This window comes from Mucilaginibacter sp. 3215 (assembly GCF_050433785.1).
GTDB lineage: Bacteria > Bacteroidota > Bacteroidia > Sphingobacteriales > Sphingobacteriaceae > Mucilaginibacter.
Genome location: NZ_JBNPWO010000016.1, coordinates 38578 through 60084 on the forward strand (window position 1 = coordinate 38578; position 21507 = coordinate 60084).

Sequence of the window (21507 nt, forward strand, 5' to 3'; positions counted from 1 at the left end):
ACAGTATAATTTAAGTTTTATTTCAGGCTGCTAACCTAAATTAAAAAATTATATATAAAGTACCCCGTTGCCTTTATATTTGCATTGTGGAAAACAAAAAGAAACTCGCACTAATAATACTTGATGGCTGGGGTTATGGCCGCAACGATCAATCAAACGCTATACTGGCTGCCAATACTCCTTTTGTTGATGGCCTGCTTAAGCAATATCCAAATTCAAAACTTGAAGCCTCAGGAACAGCAGTAGGCTTACCTGCCGGGCAAATGGGCAATTCGGAAGTTGGTCACATGAACCTTGGTGCAGGCCGCGTGGTTTACCAGGAACTTGGCCGCATTCATAAGGCAGTTGATGACAATGAGCTGCCAACTATCCCCGTATTGAAAGATGCGTTTGAATACGCTAAACAAAACAATAAAGATGTACACTTTATCGGTTTAGTATCTGACGGTGGTGTACACTCGCACATCAGGCATGTGAAAGGCCTTTGCGACACCGCCAAACAGCTGGACGTTAACAATGTATATATCCATGCCTTTTTAGATGGCCGCGATACCGACCCTAAATCGGGTTTGGGATTTGTTACCGAACTTGAAGAGCATATAGCAGGTACCGGCGCTAAAATAGCCTCTGCCATCGGCCGTTACTATGCTATGGACCGTGATAACCGTTGGGAACGTGTTAAACTGGCTTATGACCTGATGGCAAACGGTATTGGCACGCCAACTCAAAACGTTACCGACCTCATCAAACACTCCTATCTTGAAGGTGTTACCGACGAATTTGTAAAACCGATAGTTGCTGTTGATGACGCAGGAAAACCTTTAGCCGTTATTAAAGATGGCGACGTAGTGATCTGCTTTAACTTCCGGACCGACAGGGGCCGCGAGATCAGTATCGCTCTAACTCAAAAGTCGTTCCCCGAATACAACATGCACCCGCTGGCTATCCGTTACATCACCATGACACCATATGATGAAACGTTTAAGAATGTTCAGGTTGTTTTCAATAAGGAAGATCTGACCAAAACCCTGGGCGAGATCCTGCAAAATGCAGGTAAATCACAGATCAGGATTGCCGAAACCGAAAAATACCCTCACGTAACCTTCTTCTTTTCGGGCGGCAGGGAAAAAGAGTTTGCCAACGAAAAAAGGTTATTAGTACCATCGCCAAAGGTTGCTACCTACGATTTACAGCCTGAGATGAGCGCCGCGGGTATCCGTGATACTATTATCCCTGAACTGGAAACCGGCTGGCCTGATTTTGTTTGCCTTAACTTTGCCAATACCGATATGGTTGGCCATACCGGTGTTTTTAGCGCGGTGGTTAAAGCAGCCGAAACTGCCGATAGCTGCACTAAAGCTGTTGTTGAAGCAGGTTTAGCCAATGGCTATTCGTTTATTATCCTGGCCGACCATGGTAATGCCGATTATATGATCAACGAAGACGGATCGCCAAACACAGCACATACCACCAACCTGGTACCATGTATTGTGATTGACAAGGATGTTAAAGAGGTAAAAGACGGAAAACTGGGCGATGTGGCGCCAACCATATTAAGTATATTAGGTGTTGCCATCCCTCCCGAAATGACTGGTAATGTATTGGTGTAATCCAAAAAACATAAGCAAAGCCGCCCTGATGGGCGGCTTTTTATTGTTAATAGCAAATTTATATTCCTGCCGGCCCGATAACAGGCAAAGCGGTGCCAAACTGGTTTACTTTGACCTGAAAGAGTTTTTCAGGGCCGATTCGGCACGGCTTACCAGGCTAAACCCTGCGGTAAACAAAACGGTTACCCACAATGGCGTTACCGAAACCAAAGTAGTACATATTGGCAACTGGAACCAGGAGCTTAATTTGTTTATCCAGTCGGACATTAACCGCCCGGCCTGGAAAAACAGTTATACGGTTAGCACAAGTGATAGCGCTATTGTTTATAAAGCCCGCACACCAGAGCTTAAAACCCGCCGCATCATCATCAAAAAAGCCGGCGATAAAGTGTCGTGGATCCTGATCTATAACCACACCAAAAACCTGCTGTACGAAACCAACGAAAAATTGAGTTATTTTCCTGATTCACTTTACCTGATCCAAAAAACGCAACACGTGAAATTGATGGGCCGGAACGATTACAAGGTGCAGGGAACCTTGCCTAAAAGGTAAAGAGAAAGTTTAACCGGATTTTAGTGCTGCTTCACTAAAGTATTAACCCCTGTAGTAGCCTGGATGAGTTTCTCTTTTGACTGATCGATCAGTGCGGAAATGTCCATGCGGCCCGGGTTATCTGCCAGCACCTTTTCCAGATCGGCAACTGATGCTTTTAACGAGTTTATTCCCCTTGCTTTGTCATAAAAACGAGATGTTGCCTGCAATTTAAACATACCGTAGTCACGGTAAGCTATGCCCCTGTTTTGGTAGTACTTGTTATCCCTGAGATCGCTGTTAATAGAGATGGCCTTTGTAAGATCCACAATAGCGCCCAACAGGTATAATTCCTTATCCGCCGCCGAAGCCTGGCTATCTCTCCCCAGGTAGCTTTTTGCCCTTGCCCTGTAATAATAAGCAGTAGCATCTGCCGGCTTTACGGCAATTACCTTGGTATATGCCAGTATCGATTTTTTGTAGTTATCGCTGTGGTAGTATGAGTAGCCCAGCATCCACATAGCATTTGCATTTGTTGAATCAGTTATGCACGCCTTTTCCAGGTGTGACACCGCCGAACGGAAATCGCCATCCATGAGTGCCTGCTGGCCGAGCCGTACATAAGCGTTTTGTGCTATAGCCGACTCGAGCGAAGACATGATCAGAAGGGGCAGGATAACTGATAACTTCATTAAACGGATTACTGGTAAAACAAAAATGGTATAATATTAACTATTAATACCCTAAATTATTATGCCATATTGTGGTTTTATATAAAATTTTTCACACGTACAAATAATTTATGCACAGCGATACTATGACTTTTTTTCATCTTTACCAATAAAATCTTATTTATTTACAATTCGTTTTACAAATCTGTAACAAACATATACCCAGTACGTTAAATCACCAGATTAATTGTTGTTATTTATTATCGTAACTTGGCACAGCTCTTGAACCATTGTTATGTGCGATTGATAATCGCAATTTAACCTGTAATTGAAGTGGATACTATCTTACAGGCTGACAACATGACGTTTTATTCTACTAAAATATAATAATGAATTTCGATCCGTTTGATTTTAAAAATGCTTTACCGGTTATAAACGAGGATTCAGAATTTTTCCCGCTAATGTCATCGGAAGATGAGGAAGAGATGAATAATGAGGAACTGCCCGATGTAATGCCAATTTTACCCTTGCGCAATACTGTACTTTTCCCGGGTGTTGTAATCCCAATTACAGTTGGCAGGGATAAATCAATAAAGCTAATCCGCGATGCCAATAAAGGCAGCCGCATGATTGGGGTGGTTTCGCAACAGGATGTGGGGATTGAAGACCCTACTTTTAACCAGCTTAACAAAGTTGGCACCATAGCACTCATTATAAAAATGCTGCAAATGCCCGATGGTAACACCACCGTTATCATCCAGGGCAAAAAACGTTTTTATTTAAAAGAAGAAGTACAGAGCGAACCTTATATAAAAGCCACAGTTGAACCCTTCCATGAGATAAAAACCAAGGAAGATAAAGAGTTTAAAGCCATGGTATCATCCATTAAGGATATGGCCATGAATATTATCCAGCTTTCGCCAAATATCCCGAGTGAAGCAGGGATCGCAATCCGCAATATCGAAAGCACATCGTTCCTGATCAACTTCATATCATCAAATATGAACGCTGATATGACCGCTAAGCAACACCTGCTTGAAATTGCCAACCTGCGCGAACGTGCTAACCTTGTGCTTGAGCATTTAACGCTCGACCTGCAAATGCTGGAATTAAAAAACCAGATCCAGACCAAAGTACGTGTTGACCTTGACAAACAGCAAAGGGATTATTTCCTTAACCAGCAGCTAAAAACTATACAGGAAGAGCTGGGCGGCAATACACCCGACCTGGAAATTGAAAGCCTGCGCCAGCGTGGTATCAAAAAGAAATGGGCAAAAGAAGTTAAAGATCATTTTAACAAAGAACTTGAAAAACTGAGCCGTACCAATCCTGCAGCAGCCGATTACTCGGTTCAGATCAATTACCTTGAACTGTTGCTTGATTTACCATGGAACGAGTTTACCAAAGATAACTTCGACCTTAAGCGTGCGCAAAGGATCCTTGATAAAGATCACTTTGGTTTGGATAAGGTAAAACAACGTATTATTGAATACCTGGCTGTGCTTAAGTTGAAGCATGACATGAAAGCGCCTATTCTTTGTTTGGTTGGCCCTCCGGGAGTTGGTAAAACATCGTTAGGTAAATCAATAGCCAAAGCTTTGGGCCGTAAATACGTGCGCATGGCATTGGGCGGAATCCGCGATGAAGCGGAGATCCGGGGCCACCGTAAAACATATATTGGTGCTATGCCGGGCCGCATTATCCAGTCGATAAAAAAGGCGGGCGCATCAAACCCGGTATTTATTTTGGATGAAATAGATAAAGTAGGCAACGATTTCAGGGGCGATCCTTCATCTGCCCTGCTTGAAGTACTTGACCCTGAGCAAAACGGCACTTTCTCTGATCATTATGTTGAAATGGACTACGACCTTTCAAACGTGATGTTTATTGCTACCGCCAACTCGCTGAGCACGATCCAGCCTGCCTTGTTAGACAGGATGGAGATCATTGAAGTGAACGGCTATACCATTGAAGAAAAAATTGAGATAGCCAAGCAACACCTTGTACCTAAACAACGCGAAGCACATGGCTTAAAAATAAAAGATGTAAGCCTTAAAGTAGATGTTATCGAAAAGGTGATAGTTGATTACACCCGCGAATCGGGGGTACGTTCACTGGAGAAAAAGATAGGTTCTGTTGTGCGCGGCGTGGCTAAGAACATAGCCATGGAAGAGCCTTACAACAGTGTTGTAAGTAAAAAAGATATCGAAAAGATACTGGGCGCACCCATTTTTGATAAAGACCTTTATGAAGGCAATGACGTAGCAGGCGTTGTAACAGGCCTGGCCTGGACTTCTGTAGGCGGCGACATCCTGTTTATTGAAGCCAGTTTAAGCCCCGGAAAAGGCCGCTTAACACTTACAGGCAGCCTTGGCGATGTAATGAAAGAATCGGTAACTATTGCCCTCGCTTACCTGCGCGCCCACGCTGCCGATTTTGACATCAACCCTAAACTGTTTGATCAGTGGGATGTGCATGTACACGTACCGGCAGGCGCTACCCCTAAAGATGGCCCGTCGGCGGGTGTTACCATGCTTACAGCACTGGTTTCGGCATTTACGCAGCGTAAAGTAAAGCCTAATTTGGCCATGACGGGCGAAATCACCCTCCGCGGTCGGGTTTTGCCTGTGGGTGGTATTAAAGAAAAGATCCTGGCCGCAAAACGTGCCAACATAAAAGAGATCATCCTGTGCAAATCAAACCAAAAAGATATTCTGGAAATTAAGGAAGATTACATCAAAGACCTTAACTTTCATTACGTTACCGATATGAGGGACGTGATAACCCTGGCCCTGCTTAATGAAAAGGTTAAAAATCCAATAAATCTTACCGTTAAAGAAGACGAAAAAACAGCCATTAATTAAAGCGGGGCTATTTCCCGGCATAAAACAAAAAAGTTTTACAGTTACACGCTGTAAAACTTTTTTGTTTAAGAAGTTCTTCATGACAAGGTATCAAAACATAATGCCCAACTTAAAATAGTGTTCGCGGCTTGAAGTTAATTTTCATTTGTAATCTCAACCCCATCCCTTATTGCCGCTTCAAGTATATCAATGTTTATATCTTTTAAATTATTGAACTTAATACAATACCCTGTCACGCTCGCTTTGCCTATCTCTTTTCCATATGTTTGGGGTAAATATTTTTTATCCTTAATACCCAGGATATAGATAGAAATCCCCGTAGTGTTGGCACTCATACCAACCTGAAAAAACTCCCTGGTTGTTCCGTTAGCGTATTTTATGGTATAAGATCCATATCCCACATTAGGGTTACTAACAACCCGGCCTTCGGCGTTTCTGCCATCCTCAAACCATAGCTTACATCCCGGTAATATTTGAAGTATGCGCCTATGCAATGTTTGCATATCACTACGTTTTGGTTCAGGTTGGCTGGTGATATACTCTTCGGTTTGTTGCTGTACATTCATATAAAATATGGGATTATGGGTTGTTTGCCTTGCCTTTTTAAATTTCGTTTTATTTTTAGTAATACCCTAATTCATTTCTTTCTCGTCAACCAAATTTCAAACTGCAACATTCCCTAAATTTATAACTGCTTTATTTGCATCGGGTTTTTTATATATTAGCGCACATATATACTATTATACTATATAAACCCCAATGCTTAATAAACTATTGTTAACACTGGTATGCCTGCTAAGCGCTACCTGTTTATTTGCACAAACCCGCGGCCATGAATTTGGTATTCAAACTGACAATGATTCATTCCTTGGTCAGGGATCTGACAGGTATTACACCAATGGTATTTTCTTTTATTACCGAAAAGCGCTTACAGTTAAACCAACCGAAAACGATCTTCAAAACAAAGTTTTAGGATTCGAGTTAGGGCAAAAAATGTTCAACCCCCAATCGGGCTATGTTCGCGGTCCCTTTGATATTGACAGGCCGTTTGCAGCATATACTTATATAGGTTCAACACTTAACTTACTGTACAAAAACGAAAGTAACCTGAAGCTTGGCGCCCAGATTGGCCTGGTAGGCCCGGCTGCGGGCGGCGAACCTGTGCAGAAGCTTATTCACAATACTTTCGGTTTTTACAAACTCAACGGCTGGCAATACCAGATCAAAAATGATGTGGAGCTCAATCTTTCGGCCGAGTACAATAAGCTGCTGGCCCGTGCCTCATGGATTGACCTGAGCTTTAGCTCATATGCCAACCTGGGTAACGGTTTTACCGGCGCTGGTGCAGGAGGCATGGTACGCCTGGGAAATTTCAACCAGCTGTTCAATTCCGTCAGTACCCAAAGTACGGTATCAACCGGCGGCGAGGAAAAATTACTGCACAAGCACGAGATCTTTTTTTACTACAAGCCTTTAGCCAATTTGGTTGGTTATGATGCAACCATCCAGGGCAGCCTGTTCCGCAAACATGACGACCCAAACAGCCTGGAAGTTGTTTCAGAAAAGAAACCGTTTATATTTAGCCAGCAGGTAGGTGTAGCTTTTACAACCAGCCGTTTCGCGTTTGATATAGCAGCTATATTCCACACTAAAGACACCAAAGAGATGATCCGCTCGCATCAATGGGGATCAATTACCGGGTTTTACAGGTTTAAGTAATGTTGTATTTGAGAATGTGTTGATTTGAAAATTTGAAGATTGTCCTGCCATTTTTTACAGGATCGGCAGCTCAATGTAAGCTTGTATGTGCGCTTTTCATTTTCAAATTGACACATTCTCAAATTAACTATTCCCCGAAATCATTTTTCCTATTCTCCTTCTTTACCGATTGCATTTTCTTACTGTCCAATCTTGCAGCTTTGGCGGCTTTACTTACTTTGGTGGGTTTGCGCACTTTGGGCTTTTGAAGGGCTTTTGTTAGCAGCGATGTTAACCTTTCAATTGCTTTTTCTTTATTGAGATACTGGCTTCGCTCTTCGTCGCATATTATCTGCACGTAACCATCTTTGTTAAGCCTGTTCTGCAGTTTTTCGGTTAGCAGCAGTTTTTCCTCATCATTAAACAAAGCGGACGAACCTATTGAAAATAACAGTTCAACCTTGCTCGAAACCTTATTTACGTTTTGCCCGCCCTTCCCTCCGCTTCTTGATGTTTTGTAACTCGTTTCCTTTTGAAGATCTGCTTTAGTAAAATTCATCTTCAAAAATAAGCCTTATTGAGTTACCGCTATCAGGCCATTTGCTAATAATTTGCTATTTTAGCAGCTCTATGAACAACAATATCGTAGTAGCCATTGATGGTTATTCTTCGTGCGGGAAAAGCACCCTGGCAAAAGCTTTAGCAAAAGAGCTTCATTTTATCTATGTTGATAGCGGCGCTATGTACCGTGCCGTAACCTTATACTTTTTAAGGCACAACATTGATCTTGAAAATCATGCCCAGATAGCGGACGCGTTGCATAATATCCATCTTAATTTTCATACGCAAAACCATAAAACCTTTATTACCTTAAATGAAGAGGACGTGTCTGAAGAGATCCGCCAGATGCACGTAGCTGATAAAGTAAGCTCGGTAGCTGCTATAAAAGAAGTGCGCGCAGCCATGGTAAGGCAACAGCAGCGTTTAGGCCGCTCCAAAAATATTATTATGGATGGCCGCGATATTGGTACAGTAGTATTCCCGGATGCCCAGGTGAAACTGTTCATGACTGCCGATCCAAAGATCCGTGCTGAACGCCGTTACAAAGAGTTATTACCAACCAACCCTAACATTACTTTAGAAGAAGTTTTTGATAACCTGGCACACCGCGACTACCAGGATACCACCCGCGAGGAAAGCCCCCTTACCCGCGCCGAAGATGCCATTATATTAGACAACACCGACCTGAGCCAGGACGAACAGCTTATGTTTGCCATAAGCCATATTGAGCCGTTTATTGCGGAGTAATGAACCATGATTTTTAGGATTTAAGGATTTCTTGATATTTAAAGCCTATCAAGAAATCCCTTAATCAAGTGAATCAGGATTCAGATATGTATCAGGAAATCCTTTAATCAAGTGAATCATGGTTCTGCTTAAACTTCTCCGCTTTCACCCCAAACCTGTTTAAAAAATCTACCCCCTCGTCGCTTGCTAAGCCTTTATACTCGGCATATGATTTATCATAATAAACCTGGGTGATCCCGGCCGAATAGATGAGCCTTGCGCAAGGCAAACATGGCGACAGCGTGGTATATAACGTAGCGCCTTCAAGTCGCGCCCCATTTTTTACCGCATAAAGTATCGCGTTTTCTTCGGCATGCAGGGCAAGTGAACAGCTGCCTTTTGAATCACGTGCACAACCTGTTTCGGGCCATTCCACATCACAATTATGTGTTCCAGCCGGCGGACCGTTATAGCCTATGGAAATAATCCGCGTATCACGCGTTAAAACCGCCCCCACATGCGCCTTAACACAATGCGACCGCTCGGCCAACTCAGTAGCCAGGTTCATGAAAATCTGATCGAAGCTGGGTTTTGCCATCGGTGATCGGAGGTTAGAGATTTGAGATTAGTTAAAATTATTATAAAAAGAAAGAGGTTGAAAATTAAAGGCCTAACCTCTAATCTCCAACCTCTAATCTCTAAAAAGATTAATGTCCGCCTTTAACTTCAACGTGGTCAAGGTCGATACCCTGATGACGGAGTTCGCGGCTAACTTTCCATGCAAAATAAGCAAGGTATGCGAAACCTATTACAGGTACGATGTACGAGAAGTGAATACCGCTCATACCCGGAACAACATTACCGGCACCATCGGCAATTTTACCTTGCAGCGGCGGGATGATAGAGCCCCCTAAGATCATCATGATCAAAAATGCCGAGCCCTGGCTGGTGTATTTACCCAAACCGGTAATAGCTAACGAGAAGATTGACGGCCACATGATTGAGCAACATAATCCACCGCTGATAAACGAGAAGGTAGCTACCTTGCCTGTAGTAAATAAACCTGCAAGCATAAACGCTACGCCCAGTAAACCAAGTACAGATAAGGTACGGGTTGGCTTTTGCTGACCGATGAAGAAAGCAACGATCAGGATGGCCACGCAAATTGCATAAGCGTACAGGTGGCTTACATTAGCACCCGAAAAAACATTTACCAGCAGCACTATGCCAAATGCGAGGAAAGGGATTAAAATATATAAAACGTATTTAACCGATTTTGAAAGATTAAACGCATCAATAGATCCCGCAAAACGCCCGATCATTAAGCTACCCCAGTATAATGAGATATATGGAGCAATGTCCGACTCAGCAAAAGAACCAAATTCCGGGGTCTTTAATAATGAACCCATATTACTTTGAATAGTAACCTCAGTACCTACGTAAGTAAATATAGCAAGCATACCCAATATTAACTGCGGGTATTGCATGGCGCCCCAGCCTTCTTTACTCTTTTTAGCGGCGAAAATGGTACCTATCAGTGTAAATACAATTATAGCTAACGAAGCATATACAAAATATTGGCTCGGTATGCCTATAGCCTTGCTGATAGGATCGGCTGCAAGTATCAAACAAAACGCTACAAACATCACCAGCAATGGTGTATTTGCTTTTGAGCTTGATTCGATCTTTTCATCGCTGGTAACCTTTGGCAGGTTCGAAAACCAAAAGAACAAAGCAACAGCAATGAACAAGCCAGCTAACAGGTAATAGAGATTATTGATTGATGATATTTTAACATCAGCAGCGGCAGTTTTTGCGGTTGCCGAACCAAATAATACCACACTTACTACTACCGGGCCTAATAAAGCGCCTATGTTGTTGATACTGCCTGCAAAGTTTAAACGATTTGAACCGGTTTCAGGGGGGCCTAATGCAACAACAAATGGGTTTGCAGCTGTTTGCTGTAACGAAAAACCAACAGCTATAATAAAGAATACAGCCAAAATGAAACCAAACGCGCCCGAAGCTACAGCAGGGATCATAGCCAATGCACCAACGGCCGAAACAACGAGGCCTAAAATGATACCATTTTTGTAACCTAACTTGTTCATAATATCAACTTTACTGGCTTGTGATGCAAAGTAAAGTATCAACGAACCGATGAAATATCCACCGTAAAATGTAAAGTCGATAAGTTGTGATTCGAACTGGGTAAGGTGAAAGTGCTCTTTACAGAAAGGTATGAAAATACCGTTGGAGGCGGCTAAAAAGCCCCAAAAGAAAAACACGGTAATCAGCGTATACAGGGCTGTACCGTAGTTCTTAGCATTGTTTTGTTCCATTTTAAAATAGGTTGTACAGATTTGATTTTTGAATTTCTAAACATAATTCAATTTTGGTAAAACTCTCTGGTCTTTTTTTAAATAAATTAAATCACAATTTTAACTTTCGTTGTTTATGAGATAAAATTGCATATTCGCAATGTTCAAAAAAGAACAAAGCTTAACTTAATGATAAAAGCCATTGTTTCGGGTATCGGGTTTGGATTAGTACTTACATTTATTACCGGCCCGGTTTTTTTTGCGCTCATTAAAACCAGTATCGAAAAAGGGTTTCATGCCGGTGTTTCGCTTGCCCTTGGCGTGGTTTGCAGCGATGTGGTTTTTGTAGGAGCAATCCTGTTTGGTTCGCAATATATCGATGTATCTGACCATACCAAAGTTATAGCAGGCGTTGTAGGCAGCGCTATATTATTCGCGCTCGGCCTATATTACATGTTCAAAAAAAGCGAGATCAATTATGAAAACAAAGTACCATCGGGCGCCGACCGCTTTGGTTATGTACTTAAAGGCTTCCTGATGTGCATATTTAATCCTACCCTCCTCTTCCACTGGACGGTAGTGATCGGCGCGGCCAGTACCACATTCCTGGTGGGCACCCCGCACAGATCCTTTCATATAGCCGTTATGTTCCTTACCATACTCATCATCCAGTTTGGTATGGATACCCTCAAAGCTTTTTATGCTAATAAACTCCGGGCACGTATTTCGGTTAAATTTATCCACCGTTTAAATGAGGTTGCTGGGATTGCGCTCATTATCGCCTCATTAGTGTTGATTGATAAACTGGTTACACATTTTGTATTTGCAGCGCCGGCGGGATCGTAGCCAAGCAATCTTTTCTACTGTAATTTCCTTTTTCCATATCGTCATTGCGAGGTACGAAGCAATCGCGAACTGCACAGAGACTCTTGTATAGCTGCTCTACTAATAGGGGATTGCTTCGTACCTCGCAATGACGCGTTTTAAATTCATTGGGCAAATGGCTAATTTTTTTAAAACAAAAAAGGCGATGAAAAACTCATCGCCTCGTATATCATTCCCCCTTTAGGGGGTTAGGGGGCATTACATATAAGCTCTTTGGTTTTTACCTTCCATCCAGTTAACAAAGGCGCGGTTAACAACCTTGTTACCACCCGGGGTTGGGTAATCACCACTGAAATACCAATCACCAAGGTTATCAGGGCAGGCAATATGCAGGTTATCTAAGGTTTGATAAATTACCTGTACCTCACAATTCACATTTTTAGGTGTGATGATCTGCGCAATACGGTCAGAGATCTGCTGATCGGTAAACATGGCATAAATCTCTTTCACATAATTTTCAACTTCTTCCTTCGGCAGTTTCTGGCTGTCTTTACATTTTTGATAAACATCCAGGATCACATCTTCCCTGCCCATCTCTTTTAACAAACTGATTGCTGCTTCAAATGCCACAAATTCACCCATACGTGACATGTCGATCCCATAACAATCGGGGTACCGGATCTGCGGAGCAGATGAAACCACAACAACTTTTTTAGGGCCAAGCCTGTCAAGAATCTTCAGGATACTTTGTTTCAGCGTAGTACCGCGAACAATGGAATCGTCCAATACAACTAACGTGTCGGTACCTTTTTTGATCAGTCCGTAAGTAGTATCGTATACGTGGGCCACCATTTCGCTGCGATCCGCGTCCTGCGTGATGAAAGTACGCAGTTTAACATCCTTAATGGCTATCTTTTCAACCCTTGGGGCTATCTGTAATATTTCGGTAAGCTTTTCTTCGGTAATGTCGCTTCCAAGCTCAAGCAGTTTTTCGTGCTGATATTTCTTTACATACTTATGCATACCTTCAACCATACCATAAAAGGCAACTTCGGCGGTGTTGGGTATGTAAGAGAATACCGTGTTTTTAATGTCATGATTAACAAAATCCAATATCTGAGGACAAAGCAGGCGACCTAATTGCTTACGCTCACGGTAAATGGCCGAGTCGCTGCCGCGCGAAAAGTAGATCCGCTCAAAAGAGCAGGCTTTCTTTTCTTTTGGCTCGCTGAACATATCCTCGGTTATTTTACCATTCTTTTTAACGATCAACGCATGGCCGGGGCGAATTTCCCTGATCTCCTCCATCGGCACGTTAAATGCCGTTTGAATAGCAGGGCGTTCAGATGCCGCAACAACGATCTCATCATTATAATAGTAAAATGCCGGACGGATCCCCACCGGATCACGCATTACAAAAGCATCACCGTGGCCAAGGATCCCGGCAATAGTATAGCCGCCATCCCAGTTCTTGGCCGATTTACGGAGGATCTTGGCAACATCCATATCATTAGCTATCAGCTTACTGATCTCCCTGTTATCATCTAATCCCTCGCGCTTGTACTGATCAAACAAGCCCTGGTTTTCAGTATCGATGAAGTGGCCTATTTTTTCGAGCACAGTAACCGTGTCGGCTTTTTCTTTTGGATGCTGGCCTAACGCATACAGCTGTTGCAGTAATTCATCAACATTGGTCATGTTAAAATTACCGGCAATAACCAGGTTACGGGTCATCCAGTTGTTTTGCCTTAAAAACGGGTGGCAGCTTTCAATGCTGTTTTTGCCATGGGTACCATAACGCAGGTGCCCTAACAAAACCTCGCCGGTAAAGCTAACGTGTTCTTTAAGCCATTCAGCATCGGCCATCTTTTCCGGGGTTTCTTTTTGAATTTCCGCAAATTTCTTTTGGATATATTCAAAAATATCGGCAACGGCATTTGAGGCCATTGAGCGGTGACGGCTGATGTATCTTTTGCCCGGTTCAATATCCAGTTTAATGGTAGCAACACCTGCGCCATCCTGGCCGCGGTTGTGTTGTTTTTCCATTAAGAGATAAAGTTTGTTCAGGCCGTACAGTGCAGTTCCGTACTTTTTCTGATAATAAGATAGTGGCTTTAGTAAGCGGATAAATGCCACACCGCATTCATGTTTAATCTGATCGCTCATGATTCGGAATGAGGCTGCAAAGGTATCATTTTAAAATGAAGTATCGGTAAAATCTATTGTCATAAATTAGTAGTTTATTGATTGCCAGGTTGATTTGGTGAATGGTTGATTCAGTGAGTAGTTATTACACTGATAACCAACCATTAACCTAATCAACCCAATAAACCACACACCTATTTCTTAAACCCAACCATCTGGTGCAGTTTAACCGGGTCATAGATCCGGCCTTCTTTTATTACTACCGATACCTTCCTGATGTCCCTGATATTACGCAACGGATCACCATCGATAATAACAAGGTCGGCTTGCTTTCCCACTTCAACCGAACCTGTTGTTTTATCAAGCCCCATCACCATTGCCGGTGTTATCGTTGCTGTTTTGATAGCCTGCGCCGGGGTAAGACCGGCTTCAACATATAATTCAAGTTCGCGGTCAAGACTATAGCCGGGGAACCCCATATCTGTGCCTGCAACAATAGTAACTCCGGCATCATGCAATACCTTAACGGTTTTCTTCATGCTTTCATACAAAGGTTTCAGCTTAGCGGCCTTTTCCGGTTCTTCGCCCATGTTTTTAAACAATGCCTGGAGTGGCAGCGGCAGGGTATAATAATTAGGCTCCAGTTTGGTTATATCATCCTTAACATTACGGAAGGCGAGTTCAAAAACACCTATCGTAGGATCTATCACCACATGATGGTCTTTTATAAATTTAACGGCTGCAATACTTACAGAATCATCGAAAATAACCGACCTGTCCTTATCCCGCTTCATGATGGCATACACATACTGCACGTGGTTCACCATATTCATCCCCGAATCAACCCCTTGCTGCAGGGTCATGCCCTGCGGGATATGGCCTGTTACGGTTAAACCCAACCGGTGTGCCTCATCACAAATAACTTTAACTATAGCCGGTTTAACCGAACTATAGATCTTGATCTGCTGAAAGCCATTTTCTTTATAACGGTCTACTGCCTTTATAGCATCTTCCTTAGTATCCGCCTGGATAATCCCCAATGCATAAGGCCCTTTGCCGTCAATAATGCCGGCTTTAATGATGTTCGGCCCCACACCTTTTCCGCCATCAATAGCGGCTTTTATAGCGTTGATGTAACCAAATTCGTTACCGCAATCGCGCACGGTAGTTACACCTGCTGCAAGATAGGCCGGCCCCCATTCGGCCTGTTCAAAGTGCGAGTGCATGTCCCACAAGCCGGGCAAAATGACTTTCCCTTTGGCGTCAATAAGCTTAGCCCCTGCCGGTATTTTAACCTCACCAACCTTACCTGTTTGCTTGATAATGCCATTTTCTATCAACACAACAGCATTAGGTATGCTTGTACCTTTATTTACGTCAACCAGGTTTCCGCCGGTAATAGCTATTATCTTATCTGCTTTACCTGTTGGTGCGGCCGCTTCCGCAAATAGCTCCATACCATAAGTAGCCGCCTTACTGATGAGCTGCGGTAACAGTTCTTCGTAAGGTACCCGCATCATTTCCAGTTTGTCACCCTCCGCGTCATTAGTTATCAGGCATATGAGTTTACCTTCATTATCAGTCCAAACCAGTTCGTTACCCCAAACCAGTCCGCTTATGGTGAGCCGGTTAAGCGTGAGCGGTTTACCGTTAAACTTAAGCTGATCAATACCTGCTTTTTTGATCTGTACCGCGCCAAATGGCAGTGTATGGATACTTGCAGGTTGTTTATGTTTATTCCAATATTGAATGAGCACCTGCTGCACAGTGCCCGGCGAATAGCCCGCTACCGGGAAGCTAAGCGGCAGTACTTTTTGTGTATATGATGAATCGTTAACCCTGATAGATGCTTCAGATCCGCGAATGGTCACCTGATCATCAATGGTCGAAAACCTTGAAGTATTGCCTTTTATAGTCAATTCCAGTGGATCGGCTACGGGGTTCACCTTCAACTCGGCAGTAAGCGGCACCGGCGAACCACGGTCAACGAACTTAAAATTGATATTATAATGAACAGCATCTTTATACTTGTGCACATAATAGGTTTCCTTACCAATGTGTTGCTCAAACTTATGCAGAAAAAAGGTACCGCTATCGGTTGGCAAATCGGTTTGCGCGTTGGCGTTTGTTATTAAGACCGAAAAGGCGGCAAATAATAATAAAGATATTTTCATAAGGTCAGTAATGTTAATGTAAGATAGCGGTTTGTTTGGGATGTTACAAAACAGTTTTTTGTGCAGGGACGCATAATTGCGCCTTCTGACCAACCACATCATCAAAGCAAAAAATCTTCACCCAATACTTCTAAACGTTATATTAATCCTTGCCCCCAGCATCCTGCTTGTTTTGGGTACCTGGTGAAGCCAGTGATGCTGCGTTTGCCCCTGCATGATGAGCAGATCGCCGTTGTTAAGTACGACAGATACTTTAGCATTCTTTTGCCGCTTATGCTTAAACTGGAAAACCCGCGAAGCGCCAAATGATACCGAAGCGATGACAGGGTTACCGCCAAGCTCGCTTTCATCATCACTATGCCAGCCCATACTATCGCTGCCGTCACGGTAATAATTAAGCAGCGCTGTATTAAACCGGTGACCGCACTGCTGCTCCGCCGCCTCCTTAATGCTATTAAGCAGCGGGCTAAACTTTACCGGCACATTTACGACACCTGAATATACATATACTTCATCGCGCTCTCCGTACCAGGCCGTAAGCCGGGGGAAGTTCACTTCCCTGCCATAGATTTTCATTTTATCCTGCTTCCATGGGGTTTCCTCAACCAGCCGCGTAAATACATCTTCCTTATAAAAATGGGGATAAAGCAATACCTCTCCATCAAAAGGTAATAAGTTTTTTGGTGCGCCAAACAGGTTCAGCTGGTCATTATTGAATAGGTCCATGTTCAAATATCTGTATTACATACCATAAAACACGATGGGCCACTCTGCTATCAGAATGATAAAACCTATCATTTTGATAGCTTTTCCTCATATTGAGAAAATCTTTCTCATTTTGATAAACTCCTATAACCCAAGCCTGTAAATAAAGCAAAAAACGTTGTGGCATGTTTATTGGCCATGCGGCCTCACAATACAAAATAAATTTACGATGGCATTGTTTATCGCTGCTACAGCAAAATTTACAAAACGGACAATAAGTTCCTTCATTGCAGCTGGTATCATCCCCTCTTTTCCCCTAACAATTTATACACTTCATGAATTCGCACGTTAAGCAACTCACTTTCGCGGGTATGATCGTTACCCTCGGTATTATTTTTGGCGATATCGGTACTTCTCCCCTTTATGTTTTTCAAACCCTGTTGGTTGAAGGCGGTAAGGTAAACCCCGCGCTGGTATTAGGCTCTATCTCCTGTATCTTCTGGACACTCACACTGCAAACCACATTCAAGTATATCGTTATTACGCTGCAGGCTGATAACAAAGGCGAGGGCGGTATTTTTTCATTATATGCACTGGTAAGGCGTTACGGTAAATGGCTGGCAATCCCAGCTATAATTGGCGCAGGTACTTTGCTTGCCGATGGTATCATTACCCCACCCATCTCTGTAACCTCGGCCATTGAGGGCCTAAATTTAGTACCGGCATTTTCAACCGTTATTGTTCCCGGCAATAACCTGATCCTCATTATTGTAATTAGCATCATTTTATTGCTGTTCTTTTTTCAGCAGTTTGGCACCAAGGTGGTCGGTTCCGCATTCGGGCCGGTTATGCTGCTGTGGTTTATTATGCTGGGTGTATTGGGCACTATACAAATAACACATTTCCCCTCTATCTTTAAAGCTCTTAACCCTTATTATGGCGCCCATTTACTGATGGACCACCCTAAAGGTTTCTGGTTGTTAGGCGCGGTATTTTTATGTACCACTGGTGCCGAAGCCCTATACTCCGACCTGGGCCATTGCGGCAGGCGCAATATCCAGGTAAGCTGGATCTTTGTGAAAACAACCCTGATATTAAACTACCTGGGGCAGGGCGCCTGGGTGCTGTCACAAGCACCGGGTAAAAACTTTACCGGCGTTAACCCTTTTTTCGAAATTGTTCCTCATTTCTTTCTGCTGCCCGCGATAGCTTTGGCAACACTGGCAACCATTATTGCCAGCCAGGCTTTGATCAGTGGTTCATTTACACTCATCAGTGAGGCGGTAAGCATGAATTTTTGGCCAAGGATCACCATCAAATACCCGTCAAATATCCGCGGGCAGATCTATATTCCAAGCATTAACTGGATATTGTGTATTGGTTGTATCCTGGTATCGCTCTATTTCCGCACCTCAAGCGCAATGACGGCTGCTTACGGCTTCAGCATCACCATTGCTATGCTTAGCACTACCATTTTAATGTATTACTTTATGCGCTATGTAAAGCACTGGCCTGTATGGCTGGTTACCATTATCCTGTGCTTATTTGTAACCGTCGAATTCTCCTTTTTTGTAGCTAACGCGGTTAAAATACTAAAACGTTTGTTTTTTGTGGGATTTGAAGTTGGTCTGATCTTTACGATGTACACCTGGTTTAAGGCCCGTAAAATCAATAACCGCTTCCTTCATTTTACCGATATCAAGGAGAAACTGCCTTTACTAAACGCGCTGAGCAATGATACTACCATAAACAAATACGCTACGCACCTGATCTATCTTACCAAAGCCAATAATGGCAAACAGATTGAAGAAAAGATCATCTACTCCATCATGAGCCGCCGTCCTAAACGTGCCGACACCTATTGGTTTGTGCACATTGAACGCACCGACGAGCCATACACTATGGAGTACAGTGTTGACCAAATTGAGCCGGGCAAAGTCATCCGCGTAGAATTCCGTTTGGGCTTCAGGATCCAGCCGCGGGTAAACGTATTGTTCCGTAAAGTAGTTGAAGATATGGTTGAACGTGGCGAGATTGATATCTCCAGCAATTATCCATCATTAAAACAACACAATATGGCTGCCGATTTCAGGTTTGTGATCATGGAGAAATTCCTGTCGTACAATAACGTGTTCAACGTATCGGAGAGCTTTATCCTCAACAGCTATTTTGCCATTAAAAAACTGGCCCAGTCAGAAGCTAAAGCTTTTGGACTTGATACCAGTGAAACACGCATTGAAAAGATCCCGCTGGTGGTAAAACCGGTTAATAATATCCACATAAAAAGGGTTGACCCGGTTACGCATAAAGCGGTTGAAGGTATGGGTAAGAAAGTTTTTGCGTAGGGCTAACCATTATGTATTAACGTCCCCCATATAACTACATGTGTTGCCCCTCTTTGCTCCGCAAAGAGGGGCTTTTTTTTTTCCTTTTTGGGTTTATTTGCAACCAGTGCTTATTGCGGCTATCGCCCATCGCGTATAAACGCTAATCCAGGTTAAGCTCTCGTTGCAAACCAACGCGGGACGAATACTTCTAAAATGTCGCAATCATAACGGTATAATGTCGTGATCATGCCTTATTCTACAGCCGCTGCGCCTGTAACTTTGTAATATCAATTTACCCTAAAACGGATCGGCATGAGAAAGTTAAAATTACAAATGAACCTTGCGCTCAACAATAAATGGGACAGCGGAATGTCTGATTTCAGTATCGATAATCTTAAGAATGTGGACTGTATTTTACATGGACGAAAAACAGCTGAAGGTTTTATTCCCTATTGGACAGCAATAGCAAACAACCCTAATGACGCTGAGTATAAGCTTGGAAGGCATTTCGCGGATATTCCAAATGCTGTTTTTTCAAACACCCTCAAAGTAAGCCCATGGGACAATACAACAATTATAAGCGGCGACATAAAGGAGGCGATAGAAACATTGAAAAAGAAAAATGGTAAAGACATCCTTGTTTATGGGGGAGATTCGTTTGTATCATCCTTAATTCAACATGATTTGGTTGATGAGTTTTATTTGCTTGTAAACCCTGCTGAGATTGGTAACGGACAACAAACCTTTAACCCTTTAAAAAATGACTTAGAGTTAAAGTTGATGAATTGTAAACCATTTGCCTGTGGTGCGGCTTTGCTTTATTATACCAGGGCGTAAAAAAAGACTCTCCCCTCCCCGCCCTTCTTAAGAGGAGATCTGAGAGTTTTTTTTCGTCACGCTTAAACCCGCGTTAATATTTTCAATTACCCCTTAAAACAAAAAACCCGGCCTTGCGGCCGGGAATTTCATTAGATTTATTGGATTGGTTGGAAATACGTGATTATAATTTTTCGCCGTGCTGGCTGATATCAAGACCTTGTTCTTCTTCTTCGGCCGATACCCTTAAAGGCGAGATCATGTCGGTGATTTTTAACAATAATAATGACCCAAAGAATGCGAATATCGATACGCACACCAATGCTACCAACTGTACGAGGAACAGGTGTGTCTCGCCAAAAAACAAGCCGTTGCCTGTTGTATTATTAGCATTTACATGCTGACTGGCAAATACGCCGGTTAACAACATCCCCACCATACCGCCAACGCCGTGACAAGGGAATACATCAAGCGTGTCATCAATAGAAGTACGGGTACGCCATTCCACAACCAGGTTACTCACCACAGCCGATATGATACCGATAGCCAGCGAGTGCGGCACCGATACAAAGCCGGCGGCAGGTGTAATAGCCACCAAACCAACAACAGCGCCAATACAGGTACCCATTGCAGATGGCTTGCGGCCAAGCAGCATATCAAAAAAGATCCAGGTAACACCGGCAGCAGCCGAAGCAGTTGTACTGGTAGCCAAAGCGGTAACCGCCAAAGCGTTTGCGCCAAAAGCCGAACCGGCATTGAAACCAAACCAACCAAACCACAACAAGCCCGTACCTATCATTACATAGGTAATCCGCGCAGGAGAATGATTAGCCTCATTACGGCGTTTTAAATATAAAGCCGATGCCAAAGCAGCCCATCCGGCCGACATGTGCACTACTGTGCCTCCTGCAAAGTCAAGCACACCAAATTTGGCTAATATGCCATCCGGGTGCCAGGTGCAATGCGCCAGCGGCGAGAATATGAAAATAGAAAACAGCACCAGGAAAATAATGTACGAGTTAAAACGGATACGTTCGGCAAATGCACCGGTGATAAGCGCCGGGGTAATAATGGCGAATTTTAACTGATACATAGCGAAAAGCAGTAACGGAATGGTTGGCGCGGCTTTCCAGGTGGCGTTACCTAACATGCCTTTCATCATGAAATAAGTTCCGGGGTTACCGATAAGGCCATAAAAGCTATCGCCGAAGGCTAAGCTAAATCCAAAGATGCCCCACATTACCGTAATGATCACCATACAAATGATGCTTTGCAGCATGGTGGAAATCACGTTCTTCTTATTAACCATTCCCCCGTAAAAAAACGCGAGACCGGGTGTCATGATCAAAACCAGCGCCGTCGACATCAGCATCCAGGCTATATCGCCCGTATTAAAATTGGGATGACCGGAATTCTTAAAATCGACCGACGGAAAAACGAAAGTAAGCGAAAGTATAATTAAGATCAGGAAAAAAGGGAAATACCTCTTCATGTATTCAGAAAAAATATGTTTTAAATCAGCACGAAAGGTA

Annotated in this window: 17 protein-coding genes; 8 read left to right on the plus strand and 9 right to left on the minus strand. The window is 43.2% G+C overall.

Annotated elements, in window-relative coordinates; translation table 11 throughout:
• Positions 1–86: 86 nt before the first annotated feature.
• A complete protein-coding gene (gene gpmI, locus ABIC84_RS21425; protein ID WP_429264893.1) occupies positions 87–1610 on the plus strand; it encodes a 2,3-bisphosphoglycerate-independent phosphoglycerate mutase in 1524 nt (507 codons plus the stop codon).
• Positions 1597–2163 carry a hypothetical protein gene (locus ABIC84_RS21430; RefSeq protein ID WP_426581326.1) on the plus strand — a complete coding sequence of 189 codons (567 nt, stop codon included), beginning with the start codon at positions 1597–1599 and terminating at the stop codon, positions 2161–2163. Before gpmI ends, ABIC84_RS21430 begins: the two co-directional genes overlap by 14 nt.
• A 20-nt stretch (positions 2164–2183) precedes the next feature.
• Here the strand turns inward: ABIC84_RS21430 and ABIC84_RS21435 are convergent, their stop codons facing one another.
• Positions 2184–2834, minus strand: a complete 651-nt coding sequence (locus ABIC84_RS21435; RefSeq protein ID WP_090531867.1) for a tetratricopeptide repeat protein — start codon at positions 2832–2834, stop codon at positions 2184–2186.
• 368 nt (positions 2835–3202) lie between these two features.
• On the opposite strand from ABIC84_RS21435, the gene lon reads away from it, so the two are divergent.
• Entirely contained in the window at positions 3203–5677 is a 2475-nt protein-coding gene (lon, locus tag ABIC84_RS21440) for an endopeptidase La (RefSeq protein ID WP_429264894.1), read from the plus strand.
• Positions 5678–5811: 134 nt separating this feature from the next.
• Here the strand turns inward: lon and ABIC84_RS21445 are convergent, their stop codons facing one another.
• Positions 5812–6243, minus strand: a complete 432-nt coding sequence (locus ABIC84_RS21445; protein ID WP_429264895.1) for a DUF1801 domain-containing protein — start codon at positions 6241–6243, stop codon at positions 5812–5814.
• 193 nt (positions 6244–6436) lie between these two features.
• Here ABIC84_RS21445 and ABIC84_RS21450 point away from each other — a divergent pair, with 193 nt between their 5' ends.
• Positions 6437–7396, plus strand: coding sequence for a lipid A deacylase LpxR family protein (locus ABIC84_RS21450; RefSeq protein ID WP_429264896.1), 960 nt, complete (start codon positions 6437–6439; stop codon positions 7394–7396).
• A 127-nt stretch (positions 7397–7523) separates the two neighbouring features.
• On the opposite strand, the gene arfB is transcribed toward ABIC84_RS21450, so the two are convergent.
• Positions 7524–7934: an alternative ribosome rescue aminoacyl-tRNA hydrolase ArfB gene (arfB, locus tag ABIC84_RS21455; RefSeq protein ID WP_429264897.1), complete on the minus strand. Its 411-nt coding sequence runs from the start codon at positions 7932–7934 to the stop codon at positions 7524–7526.
• Between the two features lie 71 nt (positions 7935–8005).
• On the opposite strand from arfB, the gene cmk reads away from it, so the two are divergent.
• Positions 8006–8683, plus strand: coding sequence for a (d)CMP kinase (cmk, locus tag ABIC84_RS21460; RefSeq protein ID WP_176622601.1), 678 nt, complete (start codon positions 8006–8008; stop codon positions 8681–8683).
• A gap of 103 nt (positions 8684–8786) precedes the next feature.
• Here the strand turns inward: cmk and ABIC84_RS21465 are convergent, their stop codons facing one another.
• Both ABIC84_RS21465 and ABIC84_RS21470 read right to left on the minus strand, forming a co-directional pair.
• Positions 8787–9260, minus strand: a complete 474-nt coding sequence (locus ABIC84_RS21465) for a deoxycytidylate deaminase (RefSeq protein WP_429264898.1) — start codon at positions 9258–9260, stop codon at positions 8787–8789.
• Between the two features lie 109 nt (positions 9261–9369).
• Positions 9370–11004: an MFS transporter gene (locus tag ABIC84_RS21470; protein ID WP_429264899.1), complete on the minus strand. Its 1635-nt coding sequence runs from the start codon at positions 11002–11004 to the stop codon at positions 9370–9372.
• A 168-nt stretch (positions 11005–11172) separates the two neighbouring features.
• Between ABIC84_RS21470 and ABIC84_RS21475 the strand changes: the two genes are divergently transcribed.
• Complete coding sequence (locus tag ABIC84_RS21475; RefSeq protein WP_090531882.1) at positions 11173–11829, plus strand: LysE family translocator; 657 nt, start codon at positions 11173–11175, stop codon at positions 11827–11829.
• Between the two features lie 237 nt (positions 11830–12066).
• On the opposite strand, the gene ABIC84_RS21480 is transcribed toward ABIC84_RS21475, so the two are convergent.
• The 3 genes from ABIC84_RS21480 to ABIC84_RS21490 form a co-directional block, all read right to left on the minus strand.
• Entirely contained in the window at positions 12067–13974 is a 1908-nt protein-coding gene (locus ABIC84_RS21480; protein WP_426581341.1) for an amidophosphoribosyltransferase, read from the minus strand.
• Between the two features lie 173 nt (positions 13975–14147).
• Positions 14148–16127 (minus strand): amidohydrolase family protein, encoded by a 1980-nt coding sequence (locus ABIC84_RS21485; RefSeq protein ID WP_429264900.1) that lies wholly within the window; start codon positions 16125–16127, stop codon positions 14148–14150.
• Positions 16128–16244: 117 nt separating this feature from the next.
• On the minus strand, positions 16245–16853 hold the full coding sequence (locus ABIC84_RS21490; RefSeq protein ID WP_429264901.1) for an alpha-ketoglutarate-dependent dioxygenase AlkB family protein: 609 nt from the start codon (positions 16851–16853) through the stop codon (positions 16245–16247).
• A gap of 314 nt (positions 16854–17167) precedes the next feature.
• Here ABIC84_RS21490 and ABIC84_RS21495 point away from each other — a divergent pair, with 314 nt between their 5' ends.
• Both ABIC84_RS21495 and ABIC84_RS21500 read left to right on the plus strand, forming a co-directional pair.
• Positions 17168–19177, plus strand: coding sequence for a KUP/HAK/KT family potassium transporter (locus ABIC84_RS21495; RefSeq protein ID WP_426581345.1), 2010 nt, complete (start codon positions 17168–17170; stop codon positions 19175–19177).
• 294 nt (positions 19178–19471) lie between these two features.
• Positions 19472–19996: a dihydrofolate reductase family protein gene (locus ABIC84_RS21500; protein ID WP_429264902.1), complete on the plus strand. Its 525-nt coding sequence runs from the start codon at positions 19472–19474 to the stop codon at positions 19994–19996.
• A gap of 163 nt (positions 19997–20159) precedes the next feature.
• Here the strand turns inward: ABIC84_RS21500 and ABIC84_RS21505 are convergent, their stop codons facing one another.
• Positions 20160–21467, minus strand: a complete 1308-nt coding sequence (locus ABIC84_RS21505) for an ammonium transporter (RefSeq protein ID WP_373614920.1) — start codon at positions 21465–21467, stop codon at positions 20160–20162.
• Positions 21468–21507: the final 40 nt, after the last annotated feature.

Coding starts and splice junctions, on each gene's coding strand:
- ABIC84_RS21430 (WP_426581326.1), top strand. CDS start 1,597: ATGTATTGGTGTAATCCAAAAAACATAAGCAAAGCCGCCCTGATGGGC.
- ABIC84_RS21435 (WP_090531867.1), bottom strand. CDS start 2,834: ATGAAGTTATCAGTTATCCTGCCCCTTCTGATCATGTCTTCGCTCGAG.
- lon (WP_429264894.1), top strand. CDS start 3,203: ATGAATTTCGATCCGTTTGATTTTAAAAATGCTTTACCGGTTATAAAC.
- ABIC84_RS21445 (WP_429264895.1), bottom strand. CDS start 6,243: ATGAATGTACAGCAACAAACCGAAGAGTATATCACCAGCCAACCTGAA.
- ABIC84_RS21450 (WP_429264896.1), top strand. CDS start 6,437: ATGCTTAATAAACTATTGTTAACACTGGTATGCCTGCTAAGCGCTACC.
- arfB (WP_429264897.1), bottom strand. CDS start 7,934: ATGAATTTTACTAAAGCAGATCTTCAAAAGGAAACGAGTTACAAAACA.
- cmk (WP_176622601.1), top strand. CDS start 8,006: ATGAACAACAATATCGTAGTAGCCATTGATGGTTATTCTTCGTGCGGG.
- ABIC84_RS21465 (WP_429264898.1), bottom strand. CDS start 9,260: ATGGCAAAACCCAGCTTCGATCAGATTTTCATGAACCTGGCTACTGAG.
- ABIC84_RS21470 (WP_429264899.1), bottom strand. CDS start 11,004: ATGGAACAAAACAATGCTAAGAACTACGGTACAGCCCTGTATACGCTG.
- ABIC84_RS21475 (WP_090531882.1), top strand. CDS start 11,173: ATGATAAAAGCCATTGTTTCGGGTATCGGGTTTGGATTAGTACTTACA.
- ABIC84_RS21480 (WP_426581341.1), bottom strand. CDS start 13,974: ATGAGCGATCAGATTAAACATGAATGCGGTGTGGCATTTATCCGCTTA.
- ABIC84_RS21485 (WP_429264900.1), bottom strand. CDS start 16,127: ATGAAAATATCTTTATTATTATTTGCCGCCTTTTCGGTCTTAATAACA.
- ABIC84_RS21490 (WP_429264901.1), bottom strand. CDS start 16,853: ATGGACCTATTCAATAATGACCAGCTGAACCTGTTTGGCGCACCAAAA.
- ABIC84_RS21495 (WP_426581345.1), top strand. CDS start 17,168: ATGAATTCGCACGTTAAGCAACTCACTTTCGCGGGTATGATCGTTACC.
- ABIC84_RS21500 (WP_429264902.1), top strand. CDS start 19,472: ATGAGAAAGTTAAAATTACAAATGAACCTTGCGCTCAACAATAAATGG.
- ABIC84_RS21505 (WP_373614920.1), bottom strand. CDS start 21,467: ATGAAGAGGTATTTCCCTTTTTTCCTGATCTTAATTATACTTTCGCTT.